The sequence below is a fragment of the Ramlibacter agri genome, from assembly GCF_012927085.1.
GTDB classification, from domain to species: domain Bacteria; phylum Pseudomonadota; class Gammaproteobacteria; order Burkholderiales; family Burkholderiaceae_C; genus Ramlibacter; species Ramlibacter agri.
This window is the reverse complement of the sequence record NZ_JABBFX010000003.1, coordinates 472,376-498,208: the sequence shown is the minus strand read 5'-3', so window position 1 is coordinate 498,208 and position 25,833 is coordinate 472,376. Positions and strand designations below refer to the sequence as shown.

Genomic DNA, 25,833 nt, shown 5'->3' with positions numbered 1-25,833 from the left:
ATGACAAGCCTCCATCTCCCTCCACAAGCCAGCCTGCCCGAGGACTGGGACGTGATCGTCGTCGGCGCGGGCAGTGCCGGAGTCGCTGCGGCCACGGCCGCCGCCCGCTGCGGCGCCCGCACCTTGCTGCTCGACGCCTCGCCCTTGCCCGGCGGCGAGTTGATCAGCGGCATCTCGCTCCTCGGCTGCCTCTCCACCCGCGGCGAGTGGATCGTCGGCGGCGTCGTCACCGAGTTGCTGGATCGCGTCAAGGCGCTGGGGGGCTACATCGGCCCCGTCTTCGACTACCGGGCGCTGCACCTCGTGTGCTTCGACACCGAGCTGATGAAGATCGCCGTCACCGGCCTGCTGGCCGACGCGGGCGTGCGGACCCTGATGCCGGCTTTCGTCTTCGGTTTCGCGCAGGACGCGCAAGGGGCGAGCGTGCGCGCAGTCCACAAGGGCGCGGAGCGCTGGTACCGCGCTCGCGTCGTCATCGATTGTTCTGGCGACGGCGACGTGTCAGTCATGGCCGGCGCCGGCTACGAACAGGGCGGCGCCGGCGGCGTGCTGCAGCCGCCCACGCTGATGTACCGCGTCTGCGGCGTGGAGTCGGCTCGCCTGCTGGACTTCGTGCGCCAGCACCCCGAGCACTTCGGCCTCGGCGACTATCCCGGCCTGGGCATGGACGCCCGGGCCTGCGCCGAGGCGCTCCATCGCCAGGGCCTGCCCAAGGTGCTGCTGCGAGGCACCCACGGACTCCTGAAGGATGCCATCGCGTCCGGCGAGATGTACCCGACGTCGGTGCTCGCCATCGTCCCCACCTCGCTGGCACGCAAGGAGGTGAGCATCAATTCCACCCAGTTGGCCGGCGTCGACGGCACGCGTGCCGAATCGGTGAGCGCAGCCCTGGCGCCGCTGATGGCGCAGGTGAAGCAGGGCCTGGACTTCCTGCGCCGCCGCCTCCCCGGCTTCGAGCAGGCGCAGCTCGCCGCGGTGGCGCCGCGCATCGGCATCCGCGAGACGCGGCGCATCCTGGGCGACTACGTGCTGAGCGGCGAGGACATCCTGCACGCGCGCAAGCGCGCCGACGGCATCGCCAAGGGCGGCCACGAACTGGATATCCTCGGCGTCAAGGACCACCGCCACGAGACCATCGCACAGGGCGGCTCGTACGACATTCCGCTGGAATGCCTGATCCCGCGCGGACAGACCCGCCTGCTGATGGCGGGACGCTGCATCTCCAGCACGCGCGAGGCGCAGAGTTCCGCCCGGGTGATGGGCACCTGCATGGCGACCGGCCAGGCCGCCGGGACGGCCGCCGCGCTGTGCGACGCCAGCCCGGGCTGGGACGGCGACGTGCGCAGCGTGGACCGCACTGCCTTGCGCCGCCGGTTGCTGGCCGACGGCGCCATCCTCGAAGGAACGCACTGATGGCCTTTCGCCTGTCCCTGGCGCACTTCACGGTGCAGGACGCCTCGCCGCCCGAACTGGTGGAAGCGGCCGCCGCCGCGGGCTTCCGGCAGGTCGGCCTGCGCCTGCTGCCTGCCAGGCCCGGCGAACAGCCCTGGCCCATGGCCCCCGGCAGCGCGATGCTGCGCGAGACGCTGGCCCGCACGCGGGCGCTCGGCGTGCAGGTGCACGACGTGGAGGTCGTGCGGCTCGGGCCGGCCCTGCAATTGCGGCAGCTGGCTCCGGCCCTCGACGCCGCGCAGGAACTCGGCGCGCGCTGGCTCGTCGCCAACGTCGACGAGGACGACGAAGCGCGCGCCGCGGAGCAACTGGCGGGCGTGGCGACGGCCGCGGCCGCGCGCGGCCTGCGCGTCGGCGTCGAATTCATGGCCTACACCGCCTTGCCAACGCTGCAGCGGGCGTGTGCGCTGGTGCGGCGCTCGGCGCATCCCGGCGCCCGGGTGCTGGTCGACAGCCTGCACCTGTTCCGCTCGGGTGGCTCCTTCGAGACCTGGGCGGAGTCTCCCGAGGTTGCGCGCGCCTTCGCGCAGGTCAGCGATGTCCTGGCCCGCCCGCCCGCGCCACCGTCGCTGGCCGAAGAAGCGCGGGCGCACCGGCTGCTGCCCGGGGAAGGCGAGGTTCCGCTGGTGCGGCTGGCCTCGGCCCTGGAAGCGGATGCGACCTTGGCCGTCGAAGCCCCCAACGCGCTGCGGCGTGACACCCTGGACGCCACCGGACGCGCCAGGCTCGCCATGCGCAAGACCCGCCAATGGGCGCAAGCGCATGGCGTTGCTGTGGAGGAAGCGGCATGAAGCCCGGAATGGATGGCGCCGGCTGGAAGCTCGATGGCAGCACCGTGCTGCTCGGCATCGTCGGCGATCCGGTGGCACAGGTGAAGGCGCCGCAGCCCCTCACGGAGCGCTTGCAGGCCACGGGCATCAACGCCGTGCTCGTGCCGCTGCAGGTGGCGCCGGGCGCACTGGCCGCGGTGCTGCATGAGCTGCTCCACATCCGCAACTTCGCCGGCCTGATCGTGACCGTGCCGCACAAGCAGGCTGCAGCGCAAGCGGCCGGACCGGCGAGCGAGCGCGCGCTGCGCATTGGCGCGGCGAACGTGCTGCGCCGCTCGGGCAGCGCCTGGGAGGCGGACCTGTTCGACGGCCTGGGCTTCGTGCGCGGCCTGCAGCGCGCCGGCCACGCAGTGCCAGGACGCACGGCCTGCATCCTTGGCGCCGGCGGGGCGGCGTCGGCCATCGCCTTCGCGCTCGCCGAAGCCGGCGCGAAGGCGCTGCGCATCCACGACATCGCAGGCGAGCGCACCGACGCGCTGCTGCGGCGCCTGCAGGCCGCGGACATCGAGGCGCGGCGCTGGGACGGCGTGGATACCGGCGGCGCCGATCTCCTCGTCAATGCGACGCCGCTGGGCATGAAGCCTGCGGATCCCCTGCCGCTGCCCGCGGCTTCGCTGCACCCCGCGCTGGTGGTGGCCGACGTGGTGATGCAGCCCGCCGTCACCGCCTTGATGGCGGCGGCGGCCGAACGCGGCTGCCCCGTGCAAGGCGGCCGCCCGATGATGGAGGAGCAGCTGGCGATGATGCAGGACTTCTTCGCGCCGGCCATCGCGGCCGCGGCCGCTGGGGAGGCACGATGAGTTTCATCCGCGGCTTCGCGACGCACCAGGTGCGCGTGCAGGACGACGTCACGCTTCACTGCGAAATCGGCGGCAACGGCCCCCCGCTGTTGCTGCTGCACGGCTATCCGCAGACGCACGCGGCCTGGCACAAGGTGGCGCCGAGGCTCGCGCAGGACTTCACCGTCGTCGCGCCGGACCTGCGGGGCTGGGGCGACAGCAGCGGGCCGCCGGGCGACCCGCTGCAGGAGAACCACTGCAAGCGCGCCCATGCCGCCGACCAGGCGCGGCTGATGCGGCACTTCGGCTTCGAGCGCTTCGCGCTCATCGGGCACGACCGCGGCGGCCGCGTCGCGCACCGGCTCTGCCTGGACCATCCGGACGCGGTGTCGGCCTTCGTTTCGGTCACCGTGCTGCCCACCGAATGGGTCTGGCAGCGCGTCGACACGGCCTTCTCGCTGAAGGCCTGGCACTGGTTCATGCTGGCCCAGCCCTACGACCTGCCCGAGCGCCTGCTGGCCGCGGATCCCGAGTCCTTCCTCGACTCGACGCTGCGCGGCATGGTGCGGCGCTTCGATGCAGTCACGCCCGAGGCGCGCGCGCAGTACCTGGCCGCGTTCCTGCGTCCCGGCGTGCGCCACGCGATGATCCAGGACTACCGCGCCGCGGCGGGCATCGACCGCGTGCACGACCGCGCCTCCCAGGCGGCGGGCCAGCGCGTGCGCGCGCCCCTGCTGGTGCTGTGGGACGAAGCCCTGTTCGGCGCCGCGCCGGCCACGCCGGTCGAAGCCTGGCAGCCCTGGGCGGACCGCGTCGAAGCCGCGGCGCTGCCCTGCGGCCACCTGATGATGGAAGAAGCGCCCGGTCCCTTCCTGGACGCCGTGCTGCCCTTCCTGCTGTCTCACGCTCAACCTCGAAGGAGTCTTGCATGACCCATGGAACCCCGCTGTCGCGCCGCCAGTTCGCCCTGCTCTCGGGCGCCGTCCTCTCGGGCCTGTCGGGCGCGGCGCAGGCGCAGGCTTTCCCGGCGCGCCCGATCACGCTGCTGGTCGGCTTCGCGCCCGGCGGCATCACCGACGCCTTGGCGCGCATGGTGGCGCCGCTGCTGTCGGACGAACTGAAGCAGCCGGTGGTGATCGACAACCGCGCCGGCGCCTCGGGCAGCATCGCCACGGCGCTGCTCGCCGCGGCACCCAAGGACGGCTATACGCTGGGCGTCATCAGCAACGGCCACGGCCACAACAAGCTGCTGATCAAGGGCATCCACTACGACCCGGTGGCAGACTTCAGCGTGGTCGGCGGCATCGCGCAGAACCCGATGGTCGTGCTCGTGCAGCCTTCCTCGCCCTACCGCACGATGGCCGACCTCATCGCGGCCGGCCAGCGCAATGGCGGCCTGCACTACGGGCACGGCGGCACCGGCACCTTGCCGCACCTGCTGCCGGAACTGATCGCGCGCCAGCACAAGACCCAATGGGTCGACGTGCCTTACCGGGGCAGCGCACCGGCATTGGTGGACCTGATGGCCGGCCAGGTGGCTTTCGTCATGGACCTGCTGCAGACCTCGCTGCCCTACGTGGAAGGCGGCAAGCTGCGCGCCATCGCCGTGACCAGCAAGGCGCGCGTGAGCCAGCTGCCGAACGTGCCCACGCTCGCCGAAGGCGTGCTGCCCGGGGTCGATGCGCAGGGCTTCTACGGCATCCTCGCGCCCGCCGGCGTGCCGCAGGACGTGCTGGCGAAGCTGCAGGGCGCACTGGCACGGGCCGTGCGCAAGCCCGACTTCGTGGATCGCCTGCACGCCGCGGGCTCGACGCCCATCACGGAATCCCCGTCCGAGTTCATGAAGTTCGTCGCGGCCGACGGCAAGCGCTGGACCGACCTGATCGTGGCACTGGGCCTGCAGCCGGCATGACGGCCGGGCGCATCGCGCCCGTGGATCTGCATGCCTGCAGCCTGGCGGCCCTGGCCGGGATGATCCGCGACGGCGCCGCATCCAGCGTGGCAGCGACGCAATGGCAACTGGAACGCGCCGCGCGGCTGGATCCGCAACTGCATTGCTTCGCGCAGCTGGATGCCGAGGGCGCGCTGCTGCAGGCCGAGGCGGCCGATGCGCGGCGTGCCCGGGGCGAGAGGCTCGGGCCCTTGCATGGCGTTCCATTGGCGGTGAAGGAGAACATCGCGGTCCGTGGCCTGCCGCTCGGCGTCGGCATTCCGGCCTGGCGGCGCTCGCCGTGCAGGGAGGACGCAGCAGTCACGCAGCGCCTGCGCGCGGCCGGTGCCGTGCTGCTGGGGACCCTGGCGATGAGCGAAGGCGGCTGGGCCCAGCATCACGCCGGCGAGGCGGCGCCGTCCAATCCCTGGAACCCGGCGTATGCCACGAGCGGCTCGTCCAGTGGCCCTGCGGTGGCGGTGGCGGCGGGGCTGTGCCACGCGGCCCTGGGCACCGACACCGGCGGCTCGGTGCGGCAGCCCGCGGCCGCCTGCGGCGTCTATGGCCTCAAGCCGACGTGGGGGAGCTTTCCGCTGGATGGCGTCGCGCCGATGGCGCAATCACTGGACCACGTCGGACTGCTGGCGCGCAGCGCGGGCGACCTGGATCTTCTCCTGTCCGCACTCGGGGCGCCAGCCGCGCGGCCCGAGCCGCTGCGCGTGGCCGCGCCGGCCGGCATGCTGGATGCATGGGACTTGTCCGCCTCGGCCCGGACTGCGCTGGCGCGGGCCATCGCCGCTTTCCAGTCCTCTGGTGTTCCGGTGCAGGTGATCGACGAGCTTTCGCTCGCCGAGCTCGAGGCCGCCACCGCGGCCTGGCTGCCCCTGTGCGCGCCGGCCGCCTGGGAGGCGTTCCGGCCCCGGCTGGACGACCTGCGGGCGGGCCCCGCGCTGCAGGCGCTGCTCGACGCGGGCCGCGAAACCAGCCAGGCACGGCAGGAGGCGGCATCCGCCGCGCGGGCCAGGTGGCAGGCGCGGATCGACGCCGTCTTCGCGCACACGGATGTCCTGCTGCTGCCGGTGCTCCGCCACGGGCCGATGCAGGTACAGGCCCTGCGCGCGCGCGGCTCCGATCCCTCGCTCGTCCTGCCCGCGATGGTGTTCACGGCGCCCTTCAACCTGTCGGGACATCCGGCCCTGGCCGTCCCGGCGGGGACCAACCGCGACGGCGCACCGGTCGCCATCCAGCTGGTGGGACGGACCGGGGCCGAGCGGCAACTGGTCCGGCTCGCGCGGGTGCTGGAGACGCTGGAGAATCCAGCTTCCTAGGCAGCGCGGAGCGAATCAGATGACGGGCGACATCCCCACCCTGCGGCACAAGCTTTCCGGCAGCGAACTGCTGCACGTCATGGCCACCCACTCGCCGCTGTCGGCGCGGCTGGCCGAAGAGGCCGGCTTCGATGCCTTGTGGGCCTCGGGCTTCGAGCTGTCGGCGCTCTACGGCGTGCCGGACGCGAGCTTCGTCTCGATGACCCAGCACCTCGACATGACGCGCGCGATCGCGGCGCAGGTGCGGCTGCCGATCGTCGCGGACATCGACACCGGCTTCGGCAACGCCAACAACGTCTTCCACGCGATCCGCGAGTACGAGCGCGCCGGCGCGGCCGCGGTGGTGATCGAGGACAAGTCCTTCCCGAAAGTCACGAGCCTGGTCGCCGGCGGCCGCCAGGACCTGGTGCGCATCGAGGAGTTCCAGGGCAAGATCGAAGCGGCGCTGGCGGCGCGCCGGTCCGCGGATTTCCTCGTCATCGCGCGCTGCGAAGCGCTGATCGCAGGGCTGGGGCAGCAGGAAGCCCTGGCCCGCTGCCAGGCCTACGAGCGCGCCGGCGCGGACCTGCTGCTGATCCACTCGAAGAGCCGCACGCCGGACGAGATCGAGGCTTTCGTGCGGGCGTGGAACGGCAAGCTGCCGCTGGTGATCGTGCCCACGTCCTATCCGGAACTCGACGCGCAGCGCATCGCCGCGCTGGGCGGAAAGGTGCGGATGGTGATCTACGGCAACCACGCCATCCGCGCCGCGACCGCCGCGATGGCGGACACCTTCCGCCGCATCCGCGCCGACGGCGGCGCGCTCGGCGTGCAGGCCGGCATCGCGCCGGTCGAGGAAATCTTCCGCCTGCAAGGCATGGAAGATTTCAAGCGGCTGGAAAAGAAGTACCTGCGTTAGGCCGCCGCAAGCGCCGGCAGCGCCATCGGCTGCTCGTGTGCAGGCGTGGCCTGCCAGGACACGGATGCCGATTCGCCCAGCCGGAAGCGCGACACGGCGTGCAACAGGGCCGAAGCCTGGCCCCGCATCGACTCGGTCGCCGCCGTGGCTTCCTCCACCAGCGAGGCGTTCTGCTGCACGCCCTGGTCCATCGCAATCACCGCCGCGTTGATCTGCTCGATGCCGTTGCTCTGCTCCTGGCTGGCGCTGGCGATCTCGGTGATCAGCTCGCTCACGCGCAGCGCGGACTGCACCACTTCCTGCATCTTGAGGCCGGCCGCATCGGCCTGGCGGGTGCCGGCCTCCACCTGCTGCGCCGACTCGGTGATCAGGCCCTTGATCTCCTTGGCGGCCGAAGCGCTGCGCTGCGCCAGGTTGCGCACCTCGGTGGCCACCACCGCGAAACCGCGGCCCTGCTCGCCCGCGCGCGCGGCTTCGACCGCGGCGTTCAAGGCCAGGATGTTGGTCTGGAAGGCGATGCCGTCGATGACGCCGATGATCTCGGCGATCTTCTTCGACGAATCGGAGATGCCCGTCATCGTGCGCACCACCTGGCCCACGACCGCGCCGCCTTCGCGCGCCACGCGCGAGGCGCCATCGGCCAGCTGGCTGGCCTGGCGCGCATGTTCGGCGTTCTGGCCCACGGTGGTGGTGAGCTCCTCCATCGAGCTCGCCGTCTCTTCCAGCGTGCTCGCCTGTTCCTCGGTGCGCTGCGACAGGTCCAGGTTGCCCTGGGCGATCTGCGCGCTGGTCTCGGCGACGGTGCCCGCGCCCTGGGCGACTTCGCCCACCAGCGCGCGCAGGCGATCCGTCATGGTCGCCAGGTCGTGCAGCAGCTGCGCCGTCTCGCGGGTCCCGCTGGGCGCGATCTGCACGGTGAGGTCGCCGTCGGCGACGCGCCGGACGGTGGCCATGGCGTCGTAGAGCGGCCGCGTGATCGAGCGCGTGATCAGCCAGGCGCCCAGCACCGCGAAGGCCATGCCCACGCCGCAGAAGGTGGCCAGCAGCGTGCCGCCCGATTCCGCGCTCTGCGCGGCGCGCTGCGCGTCGGCCTCGACTTCCGCCGTGTAGTGGTCGCCCAGCGCCTTGATCGCGCCCAGGTAGGCGTCGGCCTTCTGGGTGAAAGCGGTCTCCATCAGCTGCGCGACGGCGGCATCGTCGCCGGCCTTCTGCTTGTCGAGGATGGACTTGCGGGTCTCGAGATAGGCCTGGCGCGCTTCGTTGATCCGCGCGAACAGCGCCTTCGGCTGGTCGTCATCGAGCAGCTTTTCCACCTGCTCGCTGAGGGCGTTGATGCGCTTGGCCGTGCCGTCGAAGGCCGGCGTCAGCAGCCGCTTCAGTTCGGGGTCGTTGCCGCGTGTCAGCACCACGGCGCGCACGGTGTTGGTCTTCGTCTCCGCCAGCCACTCGCCCACCAGGCGCTCCATGCGCAGGTTGACGGCAGCCATCTCCTTCGTGACGGCGCTCAGTTGCGCCAGCCGCCACGCCCCGACGCCGGCCATGGCGGCCAGCAGCAGCGTGAACAGCCCGAAAGCCAGGCCCAGTCTTTGCCGGATGCTGTAGCGCCCGCGCACAGCTCCGCCAGTCCCCAACTCCATCGACGGCTCCTCGTTATATCTTGTAAGGATATGTTACCCCAGGCCGGGGCTGCTACCCTTCCGTCGGTTTTCCTGGACCTTTACACATGGCCGACTCTTCGACCGCTGCGCGCCGGGGGCTGCGCATCGACTGGACTTTCATCGCGCCCGTCGTCGCGCTGGGCATCGCGCTGGCGCTCAAGGGCAACGACTCCCTGCTGGCAGCCGCGGGCGTGGCCATCGCGCTGCTCGCTGCGGTGCTGGCGGCGGTCCACCACGCGGAGGTCGTGGCGGCGCGGGTCGGCGACCCGTTCGGCGCGGTGGTGCTGGCGCTGGCGGTGACCGTCATCGAGCTGGGGCTGATCGTCTCGATCCTGCTGGGCCCGCATCCGGAGCCGACCCTGGTGCGCGACACCATCCACGCCGTCGTGATCCTGGTGCTGCACGGCCTGGCCGGCCTGTGCATCGTGGTCGCCGCGGTCCGGCACATCGAAGGGCAGTTCCGGACCGAAGGCGCGCTCGCTTACCTGATCGTCCTGTTGCCCATGGTGGCCATCACGCTGGTGCTGCCGAACTTCACCACCAGCGCGCCGGGCCCTTACTACACGGCGACGCAGCTGGCCTTCGTCAGCATCACCTGCCTGCTGCTGTGGCTGGCCTTCACCTTCATCCAGACGGTGCGCCACCGCGAGCACTTCCTGCCGGTCGGCGGCACGGAGGACGCCGCGAACGACGAGCCGCACGGTCCGCCGCCGAGCGCGCGCGAAGCCGCCGTGGCGCTGGCGATGCTGGCCGTGGCGCTGGTGGCCGTGGTGCTGTCCGCCAAGGGCGTGTCACCGCTGCTGCAGACGGGCGTCGAGCGCCTGGGCGCGCCGACCGCGCTGGTCGGCGTGATCGTCGCGGCGATCGTGCTGATGCCTGAAGCCATCACGGCGCTGCGCGCCGCGCGCCAAGACCGGTTGCAGACCTCGATCAACATCGCCCTCGGTTCCGCCGTGGCCAGCATCGGCCTCACCGTGCCGACGGTGGCCGCGATCGCGTGGTACACCGGCACCCGGCTGGAGCTGGGCGTGTCGGCACGCGACGCGGTGCTGCTGACGCTGTCCTTCATGATGGCCATCATCACCTACGGCACCGGCCGCGCCAGCCTGTTGTCGGGGGTCGTCCACCTGATCCTGATGGCTACCTGGCTGTTCCTGGTCATCGCCCCCTGAGGCCGCTCATTCGACGTGGATGCGGGCTTCGGTCTTCGAAGCGTCGAACACCATCTTCGCCGGCCAGTTCGGCCACGTGGCACCCAAGGCCGGATCCTGCGGCTGGCCGGTGGCGGCGAAGCTGCCGATGGTCCGCATCATCGCGTCCAGCGCAACATCCAGGGCTTCGGCGGCGACCCGGCCAACGCGACGCTCACCCGCCCGCTGTGCCGCTATCCCGCCTTCGCGCAAGACAAGGGCAGCGGCGATCCGAACGTGGCGGCCAGCTTCACGTGTGCGGGAACGCTGCCTTAGGGGGCCTAAGCCTCCTCCCTAAGGAGGAGGTAGCTGTAACGCTCCGCAAGAAACAATTTACGTTGTGCCTGCTCATCCGGAACAAAAGGGCTCGGCAGGCGTTTCAAGCATGTAACTACAGTGCCGGCGCACCGAAATCCGTAACCAGTAGGCCGCTGCTCTGCTAGCCCGCCGATGGTCGGCCGCACCGGCCGCGCATGACGTTGTTCCGGGAATCCCCGGGCAGCGTGTCTTCAAAGCAACTCGGCCGCATGTAACGAATGCTCCTTCCTGCCCAGCCATGGATGCAGGGACGGAAGCATCGTGAAAGCCATGTCGTTGACATTGCCTTCGTCGTTGTCGTTGCAATGCCGGCTGTTAGCGTCTGCCCCCACTAGCCGCGTGACCATCCCAGGCAAGGGGAATCAGTAGTCGCGCGGTCGCGCAGGACCACCTCCTGCGTTGAGCTGTCCCGGGTGGATACCAAGTTGTTGATCACGTTGGCGAGGCGCCCGCAGTGGCGCTGCGCCAGCTATTGCGCATGCCCAGTCCCCGGTGGACTGACGTTTCTTCGTGGAGCCGTCGATGCCAACAACAAGCTCGAATCGCCAGGCCTTCAAGCTCTCCCCCATCCGGCAAATGCTGCGCGAGGCCTTCGGCCGCTTCGCGGCACGTGCCCCCGTGCGCGACCTGGGCAGCAAAGCCCCGGTGCGCCACCGCAGCTTTGCGCTGGAGGCCCTGGAGCCACGGCTGCTGCTGTCAGCCGACATCTCCTATTCGGCGGTCGCGTCGGCGCACGACTTCACGCTGAAAGCCGAGAGCGGCAACGTGCTGCACCTGTACGACACCGGGACGAGCAACTCGGAAGGGTCGGTCACGCTCTCGGCTGCCGGTGACATCGACGTCACCATCCAGCGCGGCCTGTCGGCCGGCTCGGTGAACGGCGACACCATCCACATCGACCTGGACACGCTGTCCCTGCTGGGCAGCTTCGTCAACAGCAACGGCGGCGCCCTCAACATCAAGTTCGACGGCGGCGACCAGTACGTGACCCAGGACGCGATGCACGTGGACGGGGCAACGGGCACCGTCCCCTTCAGCCTGTCGATCGCCAGCAACTCGCACATCTCGAGCGGCGCGACGGCCAACGTCACCGGCGACCTGACGCTGAAGTCCGAGTTGAGCGCGCCCTCGCTATTGCCTTCGGACATCGTGTCCGGCCTGTTCGACAACCTCAGCACGGCGATCACGCTGGCCGGCGCGAACCTCACGGCGAGCGGCGCGCTCAACCTCACCGCGCACTCCAACGTCAGCGTCAGCACCGACGGCACCGGCATGTCGGCCATCAGCGGCGCGCTGATCGACAGCTTCTCCAGCGCGACCATCGGCATCGGCAGCTCGTCGGCGCTGCACGCGAACGACCTCAACCTGGCCGCCACCGTCGACGGCACGCTGACCGCAACGGCAGCGGCGGCTTCGGTCAAGCTGGTGGCGGTGCTCGGCTCGGCCGACCCGGAAATCACCGTCGACGGCTCCTCGACGCTGAACGCCAGCCACAACCTGACCGCGCTGGCCAAGTCGGATGTCACGATCAACGCGTCGACCTCGCCGCAGGCCGGCAGCAGCGACTCCACGGTGGACGCCGCGGTCGTCAACACCACTTACGCCAGCGGCGCCACCTTCAGTGCGGCCGGCGGCGCGAACCTGACGGCCACCGGCGCCGCCAGCCTGTCGGCGACCAGCAAGCTGGCCGCCACCACCACGGCCGACGCCAACGTCACCGGCACCGCGGGCGCCGCGGTCGCCGTGGCGGTGGTCACCGGCGACACCACCGCTTCGGTGTCGGGCGCCACGGTCAACGGCAGCTCGGTCAACCTGGGCGCCAGCTCGGACCGCACCATCACCACGCTGGCCCGGTCCTCGCCGGGCGGCTCGTCTTCCAGCGGCGGCGGCACCAACGCCAGCGAAACCACGCTGGCCAACCAGAACGCGTCCACCAGCGACGGCAACATCACCGTGGCCGGCGGCGTGGCAGTGACCACCGACACCGGCGACACCACGGCCTTCTTCCAGGACGCGACCGTGAATGCCGGCAGCGGCGCCGTAACGGTCGCGGCTTCGTCCGCGGACGTGGTTTCGACCACCGCCGATGGCGAGTTCACCGGCAGCACCGCCACCGGCGTCGGCGTGGCGGTGGCCATCAACGTCGCGGACCGCAGCGACCAGGCCTACGTCGGCGGCACCACCGACATCACCGCCGGCTCGCTCGCCGTGCAGGTGCTGGCGCCCTCGCAAAGCACCTTCACCGCCTCGGCCACGTCCGGCGTGGGCAATGCGTCGAACGTGGGCGTGGCCGGATCGCTGGCCCTCAACATCGTGATCACGCACCACGACGCCTACATCGCCAACAACGCGGGCGTGACGCTGCACGGCAACCCGAACGTCACCGTCGAAGCGCACTCGAACATCTCCGACGTCACCAAGGCCTTGCCCGCGGATGGCGGCGGCAACGGCAGCAAGGTCGGCATCGGCGCATCGGTGGCCCTGACCGACGGCGAGGACGAGACCGCGGCCTATTTCGGCGATGGCGTGAGCTTCGCAGGCGCGCACAACCTGACGCTGACCGCCGATTCGCAGCACGCGATGCAGACCACCGCCACGGGCGGCGGCAAGGGCGGCACCGCCATCACGCCGGTCGTGGCGATCTCGGTGGCGGACAACGACGCCCACACGACGCTCGGCACCGGCAGCGTGCTTACCATCGGCGGCGACTTCAACGCCAGTTCCTCGCTGGCGAACAACGTGGCGACCACGGCCACCGGCGATACCAAGTCCGGCAAGACCGGCGTCGGCATTTCCATCGCGCTGTCCGTCGTCAACGACGATTCACTGTCCACCACGGCGCGCGACGTGCTGACCACCAGCGGCGCGGTGTCCTTCGTCTCCAGCACCGTGTCCGGCAGCCAGTCCAGCGCCAAGGCCAGCGTCTCCGGCGGCGAGCAGGACGGCGACAACGGCGGCAAGAAGGTCGACGACAAGACCGGCGACTCCAAGAGCTTCGCCGACAGCACCGCCAAGGGCAAGAACGCCAGCGCCAAGGGCACCGATGGCGCCAGCGCGCCGTCCTCGGACACCTCCGACGGGCCGGTCAGCGTGGCCGGCGCCGTCTCGGTGAACATCGAGCGCGCGAGCTCCAAGGCCTACGTCGGCGACGGGCGCAGCATCACGTCCACCGGCACGCTGACCGTCAAGTCCTCGTCCAACGTGGACGGTTCGGCCCTGGCGGACGGCAGCGCCGTGATCGGCCAGGTCACCTTCGACGCCGCCAGCAAGGTGGACACCAGCGCCGACACGGTCGACCTGGGCACCTCGAGCAACCTGCACAACGGCGACAAGGTCACCTACTTCGCGAAGGGCGGCACCGCCGTCGGCGGTTTGACCGACGACAGCGACTACTACGTCCACGACGAAGGCAGCGGCAAGTTCACGCTGTACGACACCAAGGACCACGCCAATGCCGGCGGCTCCGACGGCAAGGTGGACCTCACGTCCGCCGGCAGCGGCACCCAGGGCCTGCGCGGCGGCGGCTCCGGCGGCACCGGCGTGGGTGTGGCCATCACCGTCAACTATGCCGAGGACACCAACCTGGCTTACCTCGGCGCCGCGACCATCAGCGCCGGCGGCCTCGATGTCGAAGCGGTGCAGGCCGATCGCACGCTGAAGTTCGACCCCACCAGCAAGGTCAGCACCGCCGACGACACCATCGATGCCGGCCAGGCCGGCCTGCGCACCGGCGACGCCGTCGTGTACCACAACGGCGGCGGCACCAGCGTCGGCGGGCTCACCGACGGCAAGACCTATTACGCCAACGTCCAGGACGACGGCAAGTTGAAGCTGTACGACACCCAGGAGCACGCCATCGCGGGCGGCACCGACGGCAAGGTGGACCTCACGTCCACGGGCAGTGGCACGGCCCACACGCTGGTGGAATCCACGGATGCCTTCGGCGCCTGGTCGACTTCGGGCGCGGGTGGCGGCAAGACCGGCGTGGCCGGCTCGGTGGCGGTCAACGTCACCTTCACCGACAGCGAAGCCTCTATCGGCTCCACGGGCCATGCGCCCACCGTCACCATCACCGGCAACGGCGATGTCACCGTGAAGGCCGAGGCGGACGTCAGCAACGCCGCCAAGGCCCTGCCATCCGACGGCGGCGGGGACGGCAGCAACGTCGGCGTGGGCCTGTCGGTGGCCGTGAACTACGGCGAGAACAGCACGTACGCGGAAATCGGCAATGCCGCGGTCCTCACCGGCGCGCGCAACGTGACGCTGGACGCCACGCTCGGCCAGGAAATCGACACCGAGGCCAAGAACGGCGCCAAGGGATCGACGGCGGTCACGCCGGTGGTCGCGGTTTCGATCGCTGCCAACGACACGCACGCCACCATCGGCACCGGCGGCCTCCTGACCCTCAGCGGCAACCTCGAGGACAAGGCGTCCCTCACCGACCAGGTCGACACCAGCGCCGAGGGCGACACCGAGTCGGACGACACCGGCGTCGGCATCTCCATCGCTGTCTCCGTGGTCAACGACAGCTCGCTCGCGACCACCGCGCGCGACCTCTCGGCCACGGGCACCGTGACCTTCGGCTCCAGCACCACCTCTCGCAGCGAGACGAGCGCGAAGGCCAGCACCAAGGGCGGCCAGGAAGACGACAGCTCCGGCAGCCACAGCGACAGCGACAAGAACAGCCAGACCGTCGACAACGCCAGCAACAAGCAGGGCAAGCTCGGCGACGACAAGGCCAAGGAAGGCAACGCCGCCGCCAAGGGCACCGGCGGCTCGACCAGCGAGAACAACAAGGGCTCGACCTCCAGCGGCACCGTGAGCGTCGCCGGCGGCGTGGCGGTCGCGATCGAGAACGGCTCGTCCAAGGCCTTCATCCCGGACAGCCGGCATGTCACCGCAGGTGGCATGCTGAGCGTGACCTCCGCCGCCAACGTCGATGCGCATGCCATCGCGGACGGCTCGGCGTCCACCAGCGACGGCGGCACTGGTGTCGGCGTGGCGGTTTCGGTGAACGTGGCCAACGTCACGAACCAGGCCTACATCGGCAACGCCACCACGATCAGCGCGGGCGGCCTGACCGTCTCCGCGACGATGGCCCAGCGCGACATCGACATGAGCGTGAAGTCGGTTCCGGTGGTCGACACCACCAAGGACACGATCTATCTCGGCCTCGATGCCGGCGTGAAGACCGGCGACAAGCTGAAGTACGACCGGAACGGCAACACCGCGATCGGCGGCCTGACCGACGGCAACGACTACTACGCGAACGTCGCGAAGGACGGCACGATCAAGCTGTACGACACCAAGGCGCACGCGACGGACGGCAAGAGCGCCGGCCTGGTGGACCTCACCTCGGGCGCCACCGGGACCGAGCAGCACTTCGTCACCTACATCTCGGTGTCGGGCACCGATATCCCGAACCTGCTGTCGCCGATCAAGTTCAACCCGACGGGCAACGTCCGCGAACTGGACCTGGGCGAGGGCACCGACCTGCACACGGGAGACGCCCTTCGCTACGACGCGCATGGCGGCGCCGCCATTGGCGGCCTGACCGACGGCACGACCTACTACGTCATCGACCTCACCGGCGGCAAGTTCGAGCTCGCGGCCACCGCGAGCGATGCGCGCGCCGGCAAGGCGATCGCGCTGACCAGCGACGGCAACACCAACCAGAAGCTGGCCGACGTGACCGATTCGTTCATCGCCGACGCGACTTCGGGCGGCGGTGGCGGCAAGATCGGCGTGGCCGGCTCCGTTGCCGTCAACGTCGTCAGCAACGACACCGAAGCGGTGGTCGGGCGCACGCCAGGCAATGCGGGACCGAGCACGGCGCAGGTGACGATCACCGGCGGCCACGACGTGTCCCTCGGCTCCGCCGCGACGATGACGAACGTCTCGCGCGGCCTGCCCTCGGACGGCGGCGGCAAGGGCACGAGCGTCGGCGTCGGCGCCTCCGTCGCCGTCAACGTCGTCACGAACACCGTCGACACCGAGATCACCGACGGCACGTCATGGAACGGCTCGGCCGGCAAGTTCACCGTGTCCGCCGCCTCGATCGACGCGGCCTACACCCACGGTGAGAACGGCGCTTCCGGCGCCGACGCCATCGGCATCGGCGTCGCGGTGGCCGTGATCTCCGACACCGTCCTCACCTACGTCGGCACGGGCAGCGCCGTCTCGGCCAGCGGCGACGTTTCCATCACCGCCACGCACAACGGCCTGTTCGAAACCTCCACCAGCTCGGAAGCGGCGGGCAGCAGCGTCGGCGTCGGCGCCTCGGTGTCGGTCGCGGTCGTGACCGAGCACGTCAATGTCGAACTCGCGCGCGGCGTCAGCACCACGGGCGGCGCGGTGACGATCTCGTCGACCTCGACGATCGCCAACAGCGCCGCGGCGACCGCGACGGTCAAGGGCGAGGACAAGAACGACTCGCAGCAGAACAGCAACGGCAAGTCCGGCGCGGACGGCCAGGCCGACAAGCAGGTCAAGGGCAACAGCAACACCGGCAGCGGCGGCTCCAGCGCCAACCTGCCTTCCGGCAGCGACAGCGCCAGCGGCGGCAACAGCTCCGCGTCCAGCGAAGGCGGCCAGAACCAGAGCGGCGTCGGCGTCGCCGCCTCCGTTTCGGTGAACGTGCTGAACGCGGACAACATCGTCAAGGTGAGCCACGGCGCGGACATCAGCGCGCACAACGCGGTCACGATCTCGGCGCAGGCCGAGGACGACTCCAGCGCGAAGGCGGTCGGCGCGGCGATCGCGATGGACAACGACGACAACATCGGCGCCGGCGTCTCGGTGAACTACATCCACGCCAACAACAAGGCGCTCGTCCTGGGCGGCGGCTCGGTGATCCAGGGCAACGGGGTCACCTTGCAGGCCATCACGCCGGCTTCGAAGACCGACGATTTCGTGGCCTGGGGCGCGGCCGCCGCGGGCGGCAAGGGCAGCGTCAGCGTGGCCGGCTCCGTGGCCATCAACATCATCGACGCCTTCAACACCGAGGCCTCGGCCGCCAGCGACTCGCACCTCGAGTCCGGCGGCGCCATGACGGTGAAGGCCACCGCCGCGCTCGATCCGCAGACGCTGGCCGCCGCCGGCGCCTTCTCCCAGGGCACCTCGATCGGCGCCGCCATCAACGTGACGGTGCTGAACGCCTCGACCACGGCATACATCGGCGGCAATGCCGACGCCGCCGGCGCGATCTCGGTCGACGCCGAGAACCACCTGCTGCCCACCAAGCTCGAACTGCCCTTCGTGCCGGATTCCGTGAAGCCTTCCGCCACCTCGGTGGCCGTCGCGGGCGCCGCGGCCAAGGGTGACGCGGCCATTGCCGGCTCCTTCATCGTCAATGTCTTCGAACTGGATGCGGACGCGCACATCGCCGCCAACAGCCAGGTCAACCAGGCCGCCCTGTACACAGCCAGCGCCAGCCAGACGGTCAGCGTGAGCGCCGTCAACGAGACGCAGATGACCACCATCGCCGGCGCCCTGGGCGTGGCGACCGGCGATGCCGGCGTGGGCGTCGGCCTCGACGTCGAGATCCTGAACAAGACCACCCTCGCCTACATCGGCGGCGGCGCGGACGTGTCCGCGGGCGGCGCCGTCAGCGTCGCCGCGAACTCGTCGGAGAACATGCTGTCGATCGCCGCGACCGTCGGCGTCGCCGACGAGGCAGGCATCGCCGCTTCGATCGCGATCGCGGACCTGCACAGCGAGACCGACGCCTATCTCGGCGCGAACGCCACCTTGGCTGCGGGCGGCGCGGTCACGGTTGCCGCCACCGGCACCTTCAAGACCACGATGATCGCCGGCTCGGTCGGCGGCGCCGGCACCGCGGGCATCGGCGTCGCCAGCTCCACCCTGGTGCACACGGACACCGTGCAGGCCTACGTCGGCGCCGGCGCGAGCGCCACCGCGGGTGGCACCATGTCGGTCACCGCCACGTCGAGCGAAGACATCCTCTCGATTGCCGCCGGCATCGCGGTGGGCGGCACGGTCGGTGTCGCGGGCTCGGCTGCGGTGAACGTGCTGGACGAGACCACGACCGCGTACATCGGCCGCGGCGCGACGGCCAGCACCACCGCCGGCGACCTGGACGTGGGCGCGACGGATACCACCTCCATCATCTCGGTCGCCGGCTCGCTCGCAGGCGGCGGCACCGTCGGTGCGGGCGTCGGCGCCGATGTCGGCGTCGTCACCAAGGCTACCAACGCGTACATCGACTCCGGCGTCACCTCCAGCGTCGCCGGCAACATCGTGGTCGACGCGGAGTCCAGCGAGGACGTGATCTCGGTCTCGGCCGGCCTGGGCGCCGGCGAAGTCGGCGTGGCGGTGAACGCCGGCGTGCACGACTTCGACCTGCAGACCCGCGCCTTCATCGGGGACGACCCGACCGATGGCACGCCCTCGGCGGGCGCCGGCAACGTCCACGCACACGGCAGCGCGGTCGTCACGGCCAACGACGTCACCAACATCAGCGAAATCGTCGGCGTGCTAGCCGCGGGCGCCGTCGGCGCCGCCGCGGCGGCTGGCGTCAACGTCATGAGCGTCGACACCGACGCCTTCATCGGCATCGGCGCGCACGTCACGGCGGACGGTTTCGGCGCCGGCGTCACGGTCAACACCGGCGCCATCAACACGTCCTACGACCCGAACGCGCCAACCTTCAGCAGCGACAACCCCAGCGGCCAGGGCATCGAGACGAGCGACGCCAACACCTACAGCGGCGCCACCAGCGGCGACCGCTCCAGCTTCCGCTCGCAAGGCCACGTGAAGACGCCGCAGGTCAACGGCATGGACCTGCACAACACCGGCAGCAGCGAGAGCGTGCAGGATCCGTCGCTGTCCGGCGAGCGCTCCGCCACGCTGGGCCAGAAGACCGGCTTCACCGGCGTCGCGGTCAGTGCGACCAACCGGGACGAAGTGCGCACCTTCACCATGAGCCTCGCCGGCGGCGAGGTGGCGGTCTCGGTCTCCGCCGGCATCGACGTCGTCAGCGCGGACACGCATGCGTACATCGGCGACTCCGCCGTCGTCAACGGCTCGACCCTGGGCGCGAGCGGCAACCAGTCGGTGCTGGTCGGCGCGGGCGACGACTTCTACCACCTGGCGATCGCCGCGACCCTGGCCGGCGGCGTGGTGGCCGTGGCGCCGGCGGTCGGCGTCAACGTCATCACCAACGACACCAGCGCGGCCATCGGCAACTCGGCGACGGTCAACGCGCTGAACGACGTCGTCGTCGAAGCCACCTCGCAAGAAAACGTCGTGATGATCGGCATCGGCGTGTCGGGCGGCTTCGTCGGCGTCGGCGGCGTCGTCGACGTCCTGAGCATCAGCAACCACACCACGGCTTCCATCGGCGACAGCTCCAGCGTCTACGCCGGCGGCGACGTCTACGTGTTCGCCGAGGACGACACCCACGTGCTCGAGCTCTCGGGCGCGATCTCCGGCGGCTTCGTCGGCGTCGGCGCTTCCGTGGGCGTCCTGATCGTCGACAAGGACACCGAAGCGACCATCGGCAACTCGAGCATCGATGCGCTCGGCAACGGCTCCGGCATCGCGGGCGTCCTCGATGGCACCCTGCCCGGCGGCGACCATTTCGGCACGGCCACCGAACACGGCGTGATCGTGCAGGCGCAATCCAGCGAGGACGTGCTGCACATCGTCGCCACCGGCAGCGGCGGCTTCGTCGGCGTCGCCGGCGCGGTCGGCGTCAGCCTCATCACGTCCGCCACCCATGCGGCGATCGAGGGCGGCGCGGACGTCAACCAGCTGCACCAGGGCCTCGCCAACGGCAACCAGGGCGTGTTCGTGGGCGCGTCCAACGATGTGACCGTGCAGACTTTCATCATCGGCATCGCCGGCGGCTTCGTCGGCGTCGCCGGGGCGGTGGACGTCGGCTCCCTGAACAACAACGTCAGCGCGGAACTCGGCGGGCCGGGCAGCAATGTGTCGGCGCTGGGCGACGTGAAGGTCAACGCCGTCAGCCTGAAGGACCTCGAGGGCTTCGACATCAGCGGCGCCGGCGGCTTCGTCGGCGTCGGCGGCGCGGTCAACGTCTGGTCGGTGGGCACGCCGGTCACCAAGCACTACCAGGACAACAATGGCGGCGACGCCAACAGCGTGGACAGCGGCAACGGCAAGGGCGCCGCCGACGACAGCGCCGGCAGCTCGGCGCAGAACGGCACTTCGCTGGTGACCGGCAACGACCACGGCCTGGGCGGCACCTTCACCAACAGCGGCGGCAGCTCCAAGAGCAGCGGCAACCGCATCGCGGCCGAGACCAGCAGCGTGAACTCGCGGGTCTCGAGCAGCGCCCCCAACCAGGCGAGCATCAGCGCGGCCGAGACGGCCACGCCGCCGGCGCCTCCCGGAACCTCGGCGATCATCCATTCCGGCACGCACGTCAGCGCGGGCGACGACATCGCCGTCACCGCACACAGCAAGATCACGGTCGACGACACGGTCGGCCAGTTCGCCGGCGGTGTCGTCGGCGCAGGCGCGTCGGTCACGGTGTTGTCGGTGGCGGACAACGTCACCGCCTCCGCGGGCGGCACGCTGACGGCGGGCGGCGACATCTCCGTCGTCGCCGTTCTCGACGAGCACGTCCACGTCCTCGCGCTCGACGGCGCAGTGGGCTTCGTCGGCCTGGGCGCGGCCGTGGTGGTGCTGAACGACAGCAGCGCGACGCAGGCCTCGCTGCAGGACGGCACGGTCATCCACAATGCCGCCAGCCTGACGGTTTCCGCCACGGCAGACCGCGACATCTCCATCACGACCGGCCAGGCGAGCGTCAGCGCGTTCTCGACCGGCGCGTCCTTCGCCCGCATCAACATCAATGGCGACACGATCGCCTCGATCGGCAACAACGCGCAGATCGGCCAGGGCGTGGGCGACCACGTCGGCGCGGTCAACGTCGATGCGACCGAGACGGTGACCGCGGACGGCCACGTCGTCGCCATCGGCGCCGGCGCGGTCGCGGTCAGCGCGAACTTCTCCTTCGTCGAAGTCGGCAGCAACGTGACGGCCAGCGTCGGCACGAACACCGACATCACCTCGTCCGGCGCGGTCAACGTCATCGCCGACGGCGAGATGGACCTGAATTCCCAGGTGCTCACGGCCACCGGTGGCCTGGGCGCCACCGGCGCGAGCATCGCCCATTCCGACCTGACGTCGACCATCGCGGCGACCATCGGCGCGCTCGCCATCGTGCACGCCGGCGGCAGCATCGCCATCGAGACGCGGCTGAACACCAACGGCACGACGCCGACCGGCCGCAAGGTGCGGGCGAGCGCCGATGCGCCTTCCGTGGGAGTCGGCGCATCGCTGACCGGCACCGACGCGGAAGCGCACGCCGATGCGAACGTCGATGCAACGGTCGGCGCGGGCGCCCAGCTCACCTCGGGCGGCAGCCTGACCGTCGATGCGGCATCGGTCCGCACCGTGGACGCGCACGCCGCAGGCACCGGCATCAGCCTGGGCGTAGGCGTGGGCATCAGCGTCGCCGTGGCGGACGCGGGTGGCGAAACCCGGGCCAAGCTGGGCGGCAGCGCCAACGCGACCGGCAACATCGACGTCCATGCCTCCGAGACCGACATGGCGACCGCCTACGCGCAGGCGGTGGCGGGCGGCATCGTCTCCGCCGGCGCCAACGTCGCCACGGCCAACGTCTCGCCCAACGTGGAAGCCTCCATCGGCGGCGACGGCGGCACGATCACGGCCGGCGGTCACATCCATGCGCTTTCGAACGTGGTGAGTGACGCCCAGGCCGACGCCTTCGGCATCTCCGCCGGCGGCTTCTCGATCGGCGCCGACATCGCGAACGCGACCAACTCCCCGCACATCGACACGCACATCGGCAGTTCGACCGTCAGCGCCGGCAGCGACATCTCGGTCGTCTCCCTGTTCGACCGCAACGCGGACGGCAGCGTCGTCACCACGCCTTTGTTCGACGAGATCGGCAACCCGGTCATGAACGGCAGTTCGCAGGTCCAGGTGCCCATGGGCGCGCGCGCCACCGCGACGACCGCGTCCGGCAGCCTGCTCCTGTCCGCCACGGGCGGCGAGGCGCACGCCACCGTCTCGCCGATCGTGACGACCTACACGGCCGGCTCGCTGACCGCCGGCGGCTCCGTGTCCGTCACCTCCCGGGCCAACGAGGAAGCCGACGCGGACGCGACCGGCGTCGGCGTGAGCGCCGGTGTGGCGGTGGGCACGACGCTCCCGACCGCGACCATCGGCGGCTCGATCCTCACCCACTTCGGCGGCACGCTGACCAGCGCAAGCACCCTCACCCTCACCGGCCAGGTCGACACCCATGCCGTGGCCACGGGCGATGCGATCGGCGGAGCCCTGCTGGCCGCCGGCAACGGCACCAACGTCAACGCGAACATCACCCAGGAAGTCCGCACCTACATCGACAACAACGCGAACGTCACCGCGGACGGCAACATTGCGCTGACGACGCTGCTGCGCACCGAAGCCGAAGCGCTGGCCGCCTCGCTCACGCTGTCCGCGGGCGCCTCGGTCGGCGACACGCCGGCCAATGCGACGATCGACGCGCACGAGGAAACGGCGATCCACGACAACGCCACCGTCACCAGCCACAACGGCGGCGTCACCCTGCTGGCGGGCAACAACTACGATCCGGGCGGCGCGACCTTCATCAGCGGGACGGGCGCCTTCGTGTCGACGCAGATGCTGACGGCGGCGCTCGGCGTCGCGGTCGGGGCCAGCAGCATCACCGCCTCGGCGCACGCCAATGTGCAGGCCAATGTCGGGCCGAATGCGACGATCGACGCCGCCAACGGCGACGTGCGGGTCGACGCGCGCTCCAGCAACTTCGCCGACGCGCACATCAAGAACGATGGCGGCGCCCTGGTCAACGTGTCCGTGAGCAGCCCCGACGCCGAGGCGCAAGGCACGACCGAGGCGCAGCTGCTGGGCAACGTGCGCCACAACGCCGATGCGGGCGCGAACAACGTGTTCGTCACCGCCCAGTCCTCGGACATCGCGGCCTCGGGCGCGAGCTCCAGCGGCGGCGGCCTGGTCTCGGCGACCAGTTCGCACGTGACGGCACATTCGAACCCCTTCGTCACCGCCCAGGCCGGCGGCGGCCAGATCCGCGCCGGCGGCGACATCACGATCCAGTCGCTCGCGAACACCGACGCGGACACCTCGTCGAAGAGCGCGTCGGGCGGCGCCGTGAACGTCCAGACCCTGAACGCCAGCGCGTCCTCGACGCCCAACGTCTCGGCCGGCGTGGGCGCGAACGCCGTGCTGGCCGCAGGCGGCACCCTGACCATCAGCGCGACGCAGGGCTCGGAGCCGGCGCCCACCGCGGACGGCACCTTCAACGCGGCCACCGCCGTCAACGCCTCGACCAACACCATCAACCTCGGCGCTGCGCACGGCCTGCAGGACGGCGACACCGTCACCTACAGCGCGCAAGGCAACCCGGCGCTCGGCGGTCTCGTCGATGGCCGCCGTTATGGCGTCATCTTCGTCACGGCCAACAGCCTGCAGCTGGGCGCCGCCTTCACCACGGGCGGGAGCTCCACCGCGATCGACGTCGCGCGCGACACGATCCACTTCGCCAGCGCCCCCGGCCTCGTGGAAGGCGACCACGTGATCTACCACGCGGCCGGCGCCTTCACCGTCGGCGGCCTGGTCGAGGGGCACGCGTACACCGTGCACATGATCGACGCGCAGACGATCAAGCTGATCGATCCGGGCAACGTGCCGGCAGCTGCCCAGTCGTTTGCCGGCACCGCCGTCGCCAGCAACACCATCACCGTCAACAACAACGGCTTCACCAACGGCCAGGCGGTGACGTATCGCGCGCCGACGCCCGCGAGCTTCCCGACCAGCGCGGTCGACGTCGTCGGCGGAACCGGGGCGCCTTCGGCAGCCCTCGCCGATGCGGACAACAACAACATCTACCTGGGCGCCGGCCACGGCGGCCTGGCGAACGGCGACATCGTCATCTACACGGCGAGCGACCCGGGCCACCCGATCAACGGGCTGAACAGCGGCAACCGCTATGCCGTGATCTTCGACGCCGGCAAGCCGGACGAGATCCTGCTGGCGCAAGTCGGCACGCCGACGACGGCGATCCCGATCGCCCGCCTCGGCACCGACAACACGGTGACGCACTACCTGACCAAGGTCAGCGACCAGGCCATCGGCGGCCTGGTGGACGGCGTCACCTACTACGTCATCAACCACACGACCAACACCTTCCAGCTCTCGGCGACGCCGGGCGGCAGCGCCATCACGCTGGACCCGACCGATTCCGTCACGCACGCGACGCTCACGGGCACCAGCCACATCGGCACCGAGGGCGTGGACCTCACCAGCCCGGGCAGCGGCGAGCAGCAGCTGGCGATCGACATCACCGGCACCTCCAGCGGCACGCAGCTGCTGGAAGGTGTGGGCGGCGCCCGCGCGCTGGCGACGGCGCCCTCGGGTGACGGCATCGTGACCTCCGCGGCCAGCGGTTCGGGCGGCGGCATCGTGCAGGTGGGCTCGTCCACCACCTCGGCGACCTCCACGCCGGCGGTCAACGTCACCGTCAGCCCGCATGCGACGCTGTCCGCCACCGACGTCAACATCGCGGCGACCGCGATCGGCAACGTCTCGTCCTCGTCGGCCAATGGCGGCGGCGGCCTCGTGGCCGTGGGCAGCGCCAATTCCAGCCTGACGCTGGACACCACCGCGATCGTCGACATCGGCGCCCACGTGACGATTACCGCGACGCACGACGTGTCGCTGCTCTCCAGCACCGACCAGCACGCCAGCGTGCTGTCCGAGACCGACAGCGGCGGCCTGGCGGGCTTCGGCTCGGCGAACGCGAGCGCGGCGCTCGACTACGACTCCGAAGTCCAGATCGAAGACGGCGTGACCATCGCCGCGGAACACAATGTCTCGGCGCTCTCCACCGCCGCGCTCGGCGCGACCGCGGATGCGAGCGCCGACGCTGCCGGCCTCGGCGCCGACGCGCACGCGTCCGCCGACATCGAGATCGGCGGCACTTCCGCCACGGCACGCACTTCCGTCGGCAACGCGCTGATCACCGGCGCCGACGTGAACCTGAGTTCCACCGTTTCCGGCATGTTCGCGCGCTCCACCGCGAGCGCCGACGCGGCAGCCCTGGTCTCCGGCGCGAGCGGGACGGCGACCGTGGCGCTGCACGCCGAGAAGACGGACGTGGCCCTGGCAGCGGGTGCCTGGGTCGAAGGCGACACGGTCGAAATCACCTCGAACCACTCGAACATCGACGTGTCCACGCGCGCCCACGGCGACGCGAGCGGCCTGTACGGCGACGGCAGCGGCACGGCCACCACCGATTACCAGAGCGACTCCGCGATCGACGTGGACCAGGGCGCGACCGTCGCCGGGCACACGATCACGGTGCAGGCGAACCAGAACGTCAACCGCTACGACCGC

The 25,833-nt window shown here is 70.7% G+C and carries 11 protein-coding genes (1 of these 11 running past the window's edge); 9 read left to right on the top strand and 2 right to left on the bottom strand.

The window, feature by feature from the left end:
• Genes HHL11_RS26850 through HHL11_RS26820 form a run of 7 tightly spaced genes read left to right on the top strand, consistent with a single transcriptional unit; the run spans position 1 to position 7,217 of the window.
• On the top strand, positions 1-1,413 hold the full coding sequence (locus tag HHL11_RS26850; RefSeq protein WP_169421677.1) for an FAD-dependent oxidoreductase: 1,413 nt from the start codon (positions 1-3) through the stop codon (positions 1,411-1,413).
• Positions 1,413-2,243 carry a sugar phosphate isomerase/epimerase family protein gene (locus HHL11_RS26845; protein ID WP_169421676.1) on the top strand — a complete coding sequence of 277 codons (831 nt, stop codon included), beginning with the start codon at positions 1,413-1,415 and terminating at the stop codon, positions 2,241-2,243. Before HHL11_RS26850 ends, HHL11_RS26845 begins: the two co-directional genes overlap by 1 nt.
• Positions 2,240-3,082 carry a shikimate dehydrogenase family protein gene (locus HHL11_RS26840; RefSeq protein WP_169421675.1) on the top strand — a complete coding sequence of 281 codons (843 nt, stop codon included), beginning with the start codon at positions 2,240-2,242 and terminating at the stop codon, positions 3,080-3,082. Before HHL11_RS26845 ends, HHL11_RS26840 begins: the two co-directional genes overlap by 4 nt.
• Positions 3,079-3,993 carry an alpha/beta fold hydrolase gene (locus HHL11_RS26835; RefSeq protein WP_169421674.1) on the top strand — a complete coding sequence of 305 codons (915 nt, stop codon included), beginning with the start codon at positions 3,079-3,081 and terminating at the stop codon, positions 3,991-3,993. The genes HHL11_RS26840 and HHL11_RS26835 overlap by 4 nt, the downstream gene beginning before the upstream one ends.
• Entirely contained in the window at positions 3,990-4,973 is a 984-nt protein-coding gene (locus HHL11_RS26830; RefSeq protein ID WP_169421673.1) for a Bug family tripartite tricarboxylate transporter substrate binding protein, read from the top strand. The genes HHL11_RS26835 and HHL11_RS26830 overlap by 4 nt, the downstream gene beginning before the upstream one ends.
• Positions 4,970-6,319 (top strand): amidase, encoded by a 1,350-nt coding sequence (locus tag HHL11_RS26825; RefSeq protein ID WP_169421672.1) that lies wholly within the window; start codon positions 4,970-4,972, stop codon positions 6,317-6,319. Before HHL11_RS26830 ends, HHL11_RS26825 begins: the two co-directional genes overlap by 4 nt.
• Positions 6,320-6,338: 19 nt before the next feature.
• A complete protein-coding gene (locus HHL11_RS26820) occupies positions 6,339-7,217 on the top strand; it encodes a phosphonopyruvate hydrolase (RefSeq protein WP_169421671.1) in 879 nt (292 codons plus the stop codon).
• On the opposite strand, the gene HHL11_RS34760 is transcribed toward HHL11_RS26820, so the two are convergent.
• Positions 7,214-8,854: a methyl-accepting chemotaxis protein gene (locus tag HHL11_RS34760; RefSeq protein WP_169421670.1), complete on the bottom strand. Its 1,641-nt coding sequence runs from the start codon at positions 8,852-8,854 to the stop codon at positions 7,214-7,216. The two genes, HHL11_RS26820 and HHL11_RS34760, sit on opposite strands and share 4 nt — an antisense overlap.
• 86 nt (positions 8,855-8,940) lie before the next feature.
• Here HHL11_RS34760 and HHL11_RS26810 point away from each other — a divergent pair, with 86 nt between their 5' ends.
• On the top strand, positions 8,941-10,047 hold the full coding sequence (locus tag HHL11_RS26810) for a calcium:cation antiporter (RefSeq protein ID WP_169421669.1): 1,107 nt from the start codon (positions 8,941-8,943) through the stop codon (positions 10,045-10,047).
• 6 nt (positions 10,048-10,053) lie between these two features.
• Here the strand turns inward: HHL11_RS26810 and HHL11_RS34755 are convergent, their stop codons facing one another.
• Entirely contained in the window at positions 10,054-10,188 is a 135-nt protein-coding gene (locus tag HHL11_RS34755) for a hypothetical protein (RefSeq protein WP_281068741.1), read from the bottom strand.
• A 717-nt stretch (positions 10,189-10,905) separates the two neighbouring features.
• Between HHL11_RS34755 and HHL11_RS26805 the strand changes: the two genes are divergently transcribed.
• A protein-coding gene (locus HHL11_RS26805) for a PA14 domain-containing protein (protein ID WP_169421668.1) crosses the window boundary here: on the top strand, positions 10,906-25,833 show its 5' portion. It continues 17,523 nt past the right edge of the window; the window shows 14,928 of its 32,451 coding nt (coding positions 1-14,928); the start codon lies at positions 10,906-10,908; its stop codon lies off the right edge, out of view.

What these genes read in the sequence shown, in the direction of transcription:
- HHL11_RS26830 (WP_169421673.1), top strand. Translation starts at nt 3,990, where the DNA reads ATGACCCATGGAACCCCGCTGTCGCGCCGCCAGTTCGCCCTGCTCTCG.
- HHL11_RS26850 (WP_169421677.1), top strand. Translation starts at nt 1, where the DNA reads ATGACAAGCCTCCATCTCCCTCCACAAGCCAGCCTGCCCGAGGACTGG.
- HHL11_RS26820 (WP_169421671.1), top strand. Translation starts at nt 6,339, where the DNA reads ATGACGGGCGACATCCCCACCCTGCGGCACAAGCTTTCCGGCAGCGAA.
- HHL11_RS26840 (WP_169421675.1), top strand. Translation starts at nt 2,240, where the DNA reads ATGAAGCCCGGAATGGATGGCGCCGGCTGGAAGCTCGATGGCAGCACC.
- HHL11_RS26845 (WP_169421676.1), top strand. Translation starts at nt 1,413, where the DNA reads ATGGCCTTTCGCCTGTCCCTGGCGCACTTCACGGTGCAGGACGCCTCG.
- HHL11_RS34755 (WP_281068741.1), bottom strand. Translation starts at nt 10,188, where the DNA reads ATGATGCGGACCATCGGCAGCTTCGCCGCCACCGGCCAGCCGCAGGAT.
- HHL11_RS26835 (WP_169421674.1), top strand. Translation starts at nt 3,079, where the DNA reads ATGAGTTTCATCCGCGGCTTCGCGACGCACCAGGTGCGCGTGCAGGAC.
- HHL11_RS26810 (WP_169421669.1), top strand. Translation starts at nt 8,941, where the DNA reads ATGGCCGACTCTTCGACCGCTGCGCGCCGGGGGCTGCGCATCGACTGG.
- HHL11_RS26825 (WP_169421672.1), top strand. Translation starts at nt 4,970, where the DNA reads ATGACGGCCGGGCGCATCGCGCCCGTGGATCTGCATGCCTGCAGCCTG.
- HHL11_RS34760 (WP_169421670.1), bottom strand. Translation starts at nt 8,854, where the DNA reads ATGGAGTTGGGGACTGGCGGAGCTGTGCGCGGGCGCTACAGCATCCGG.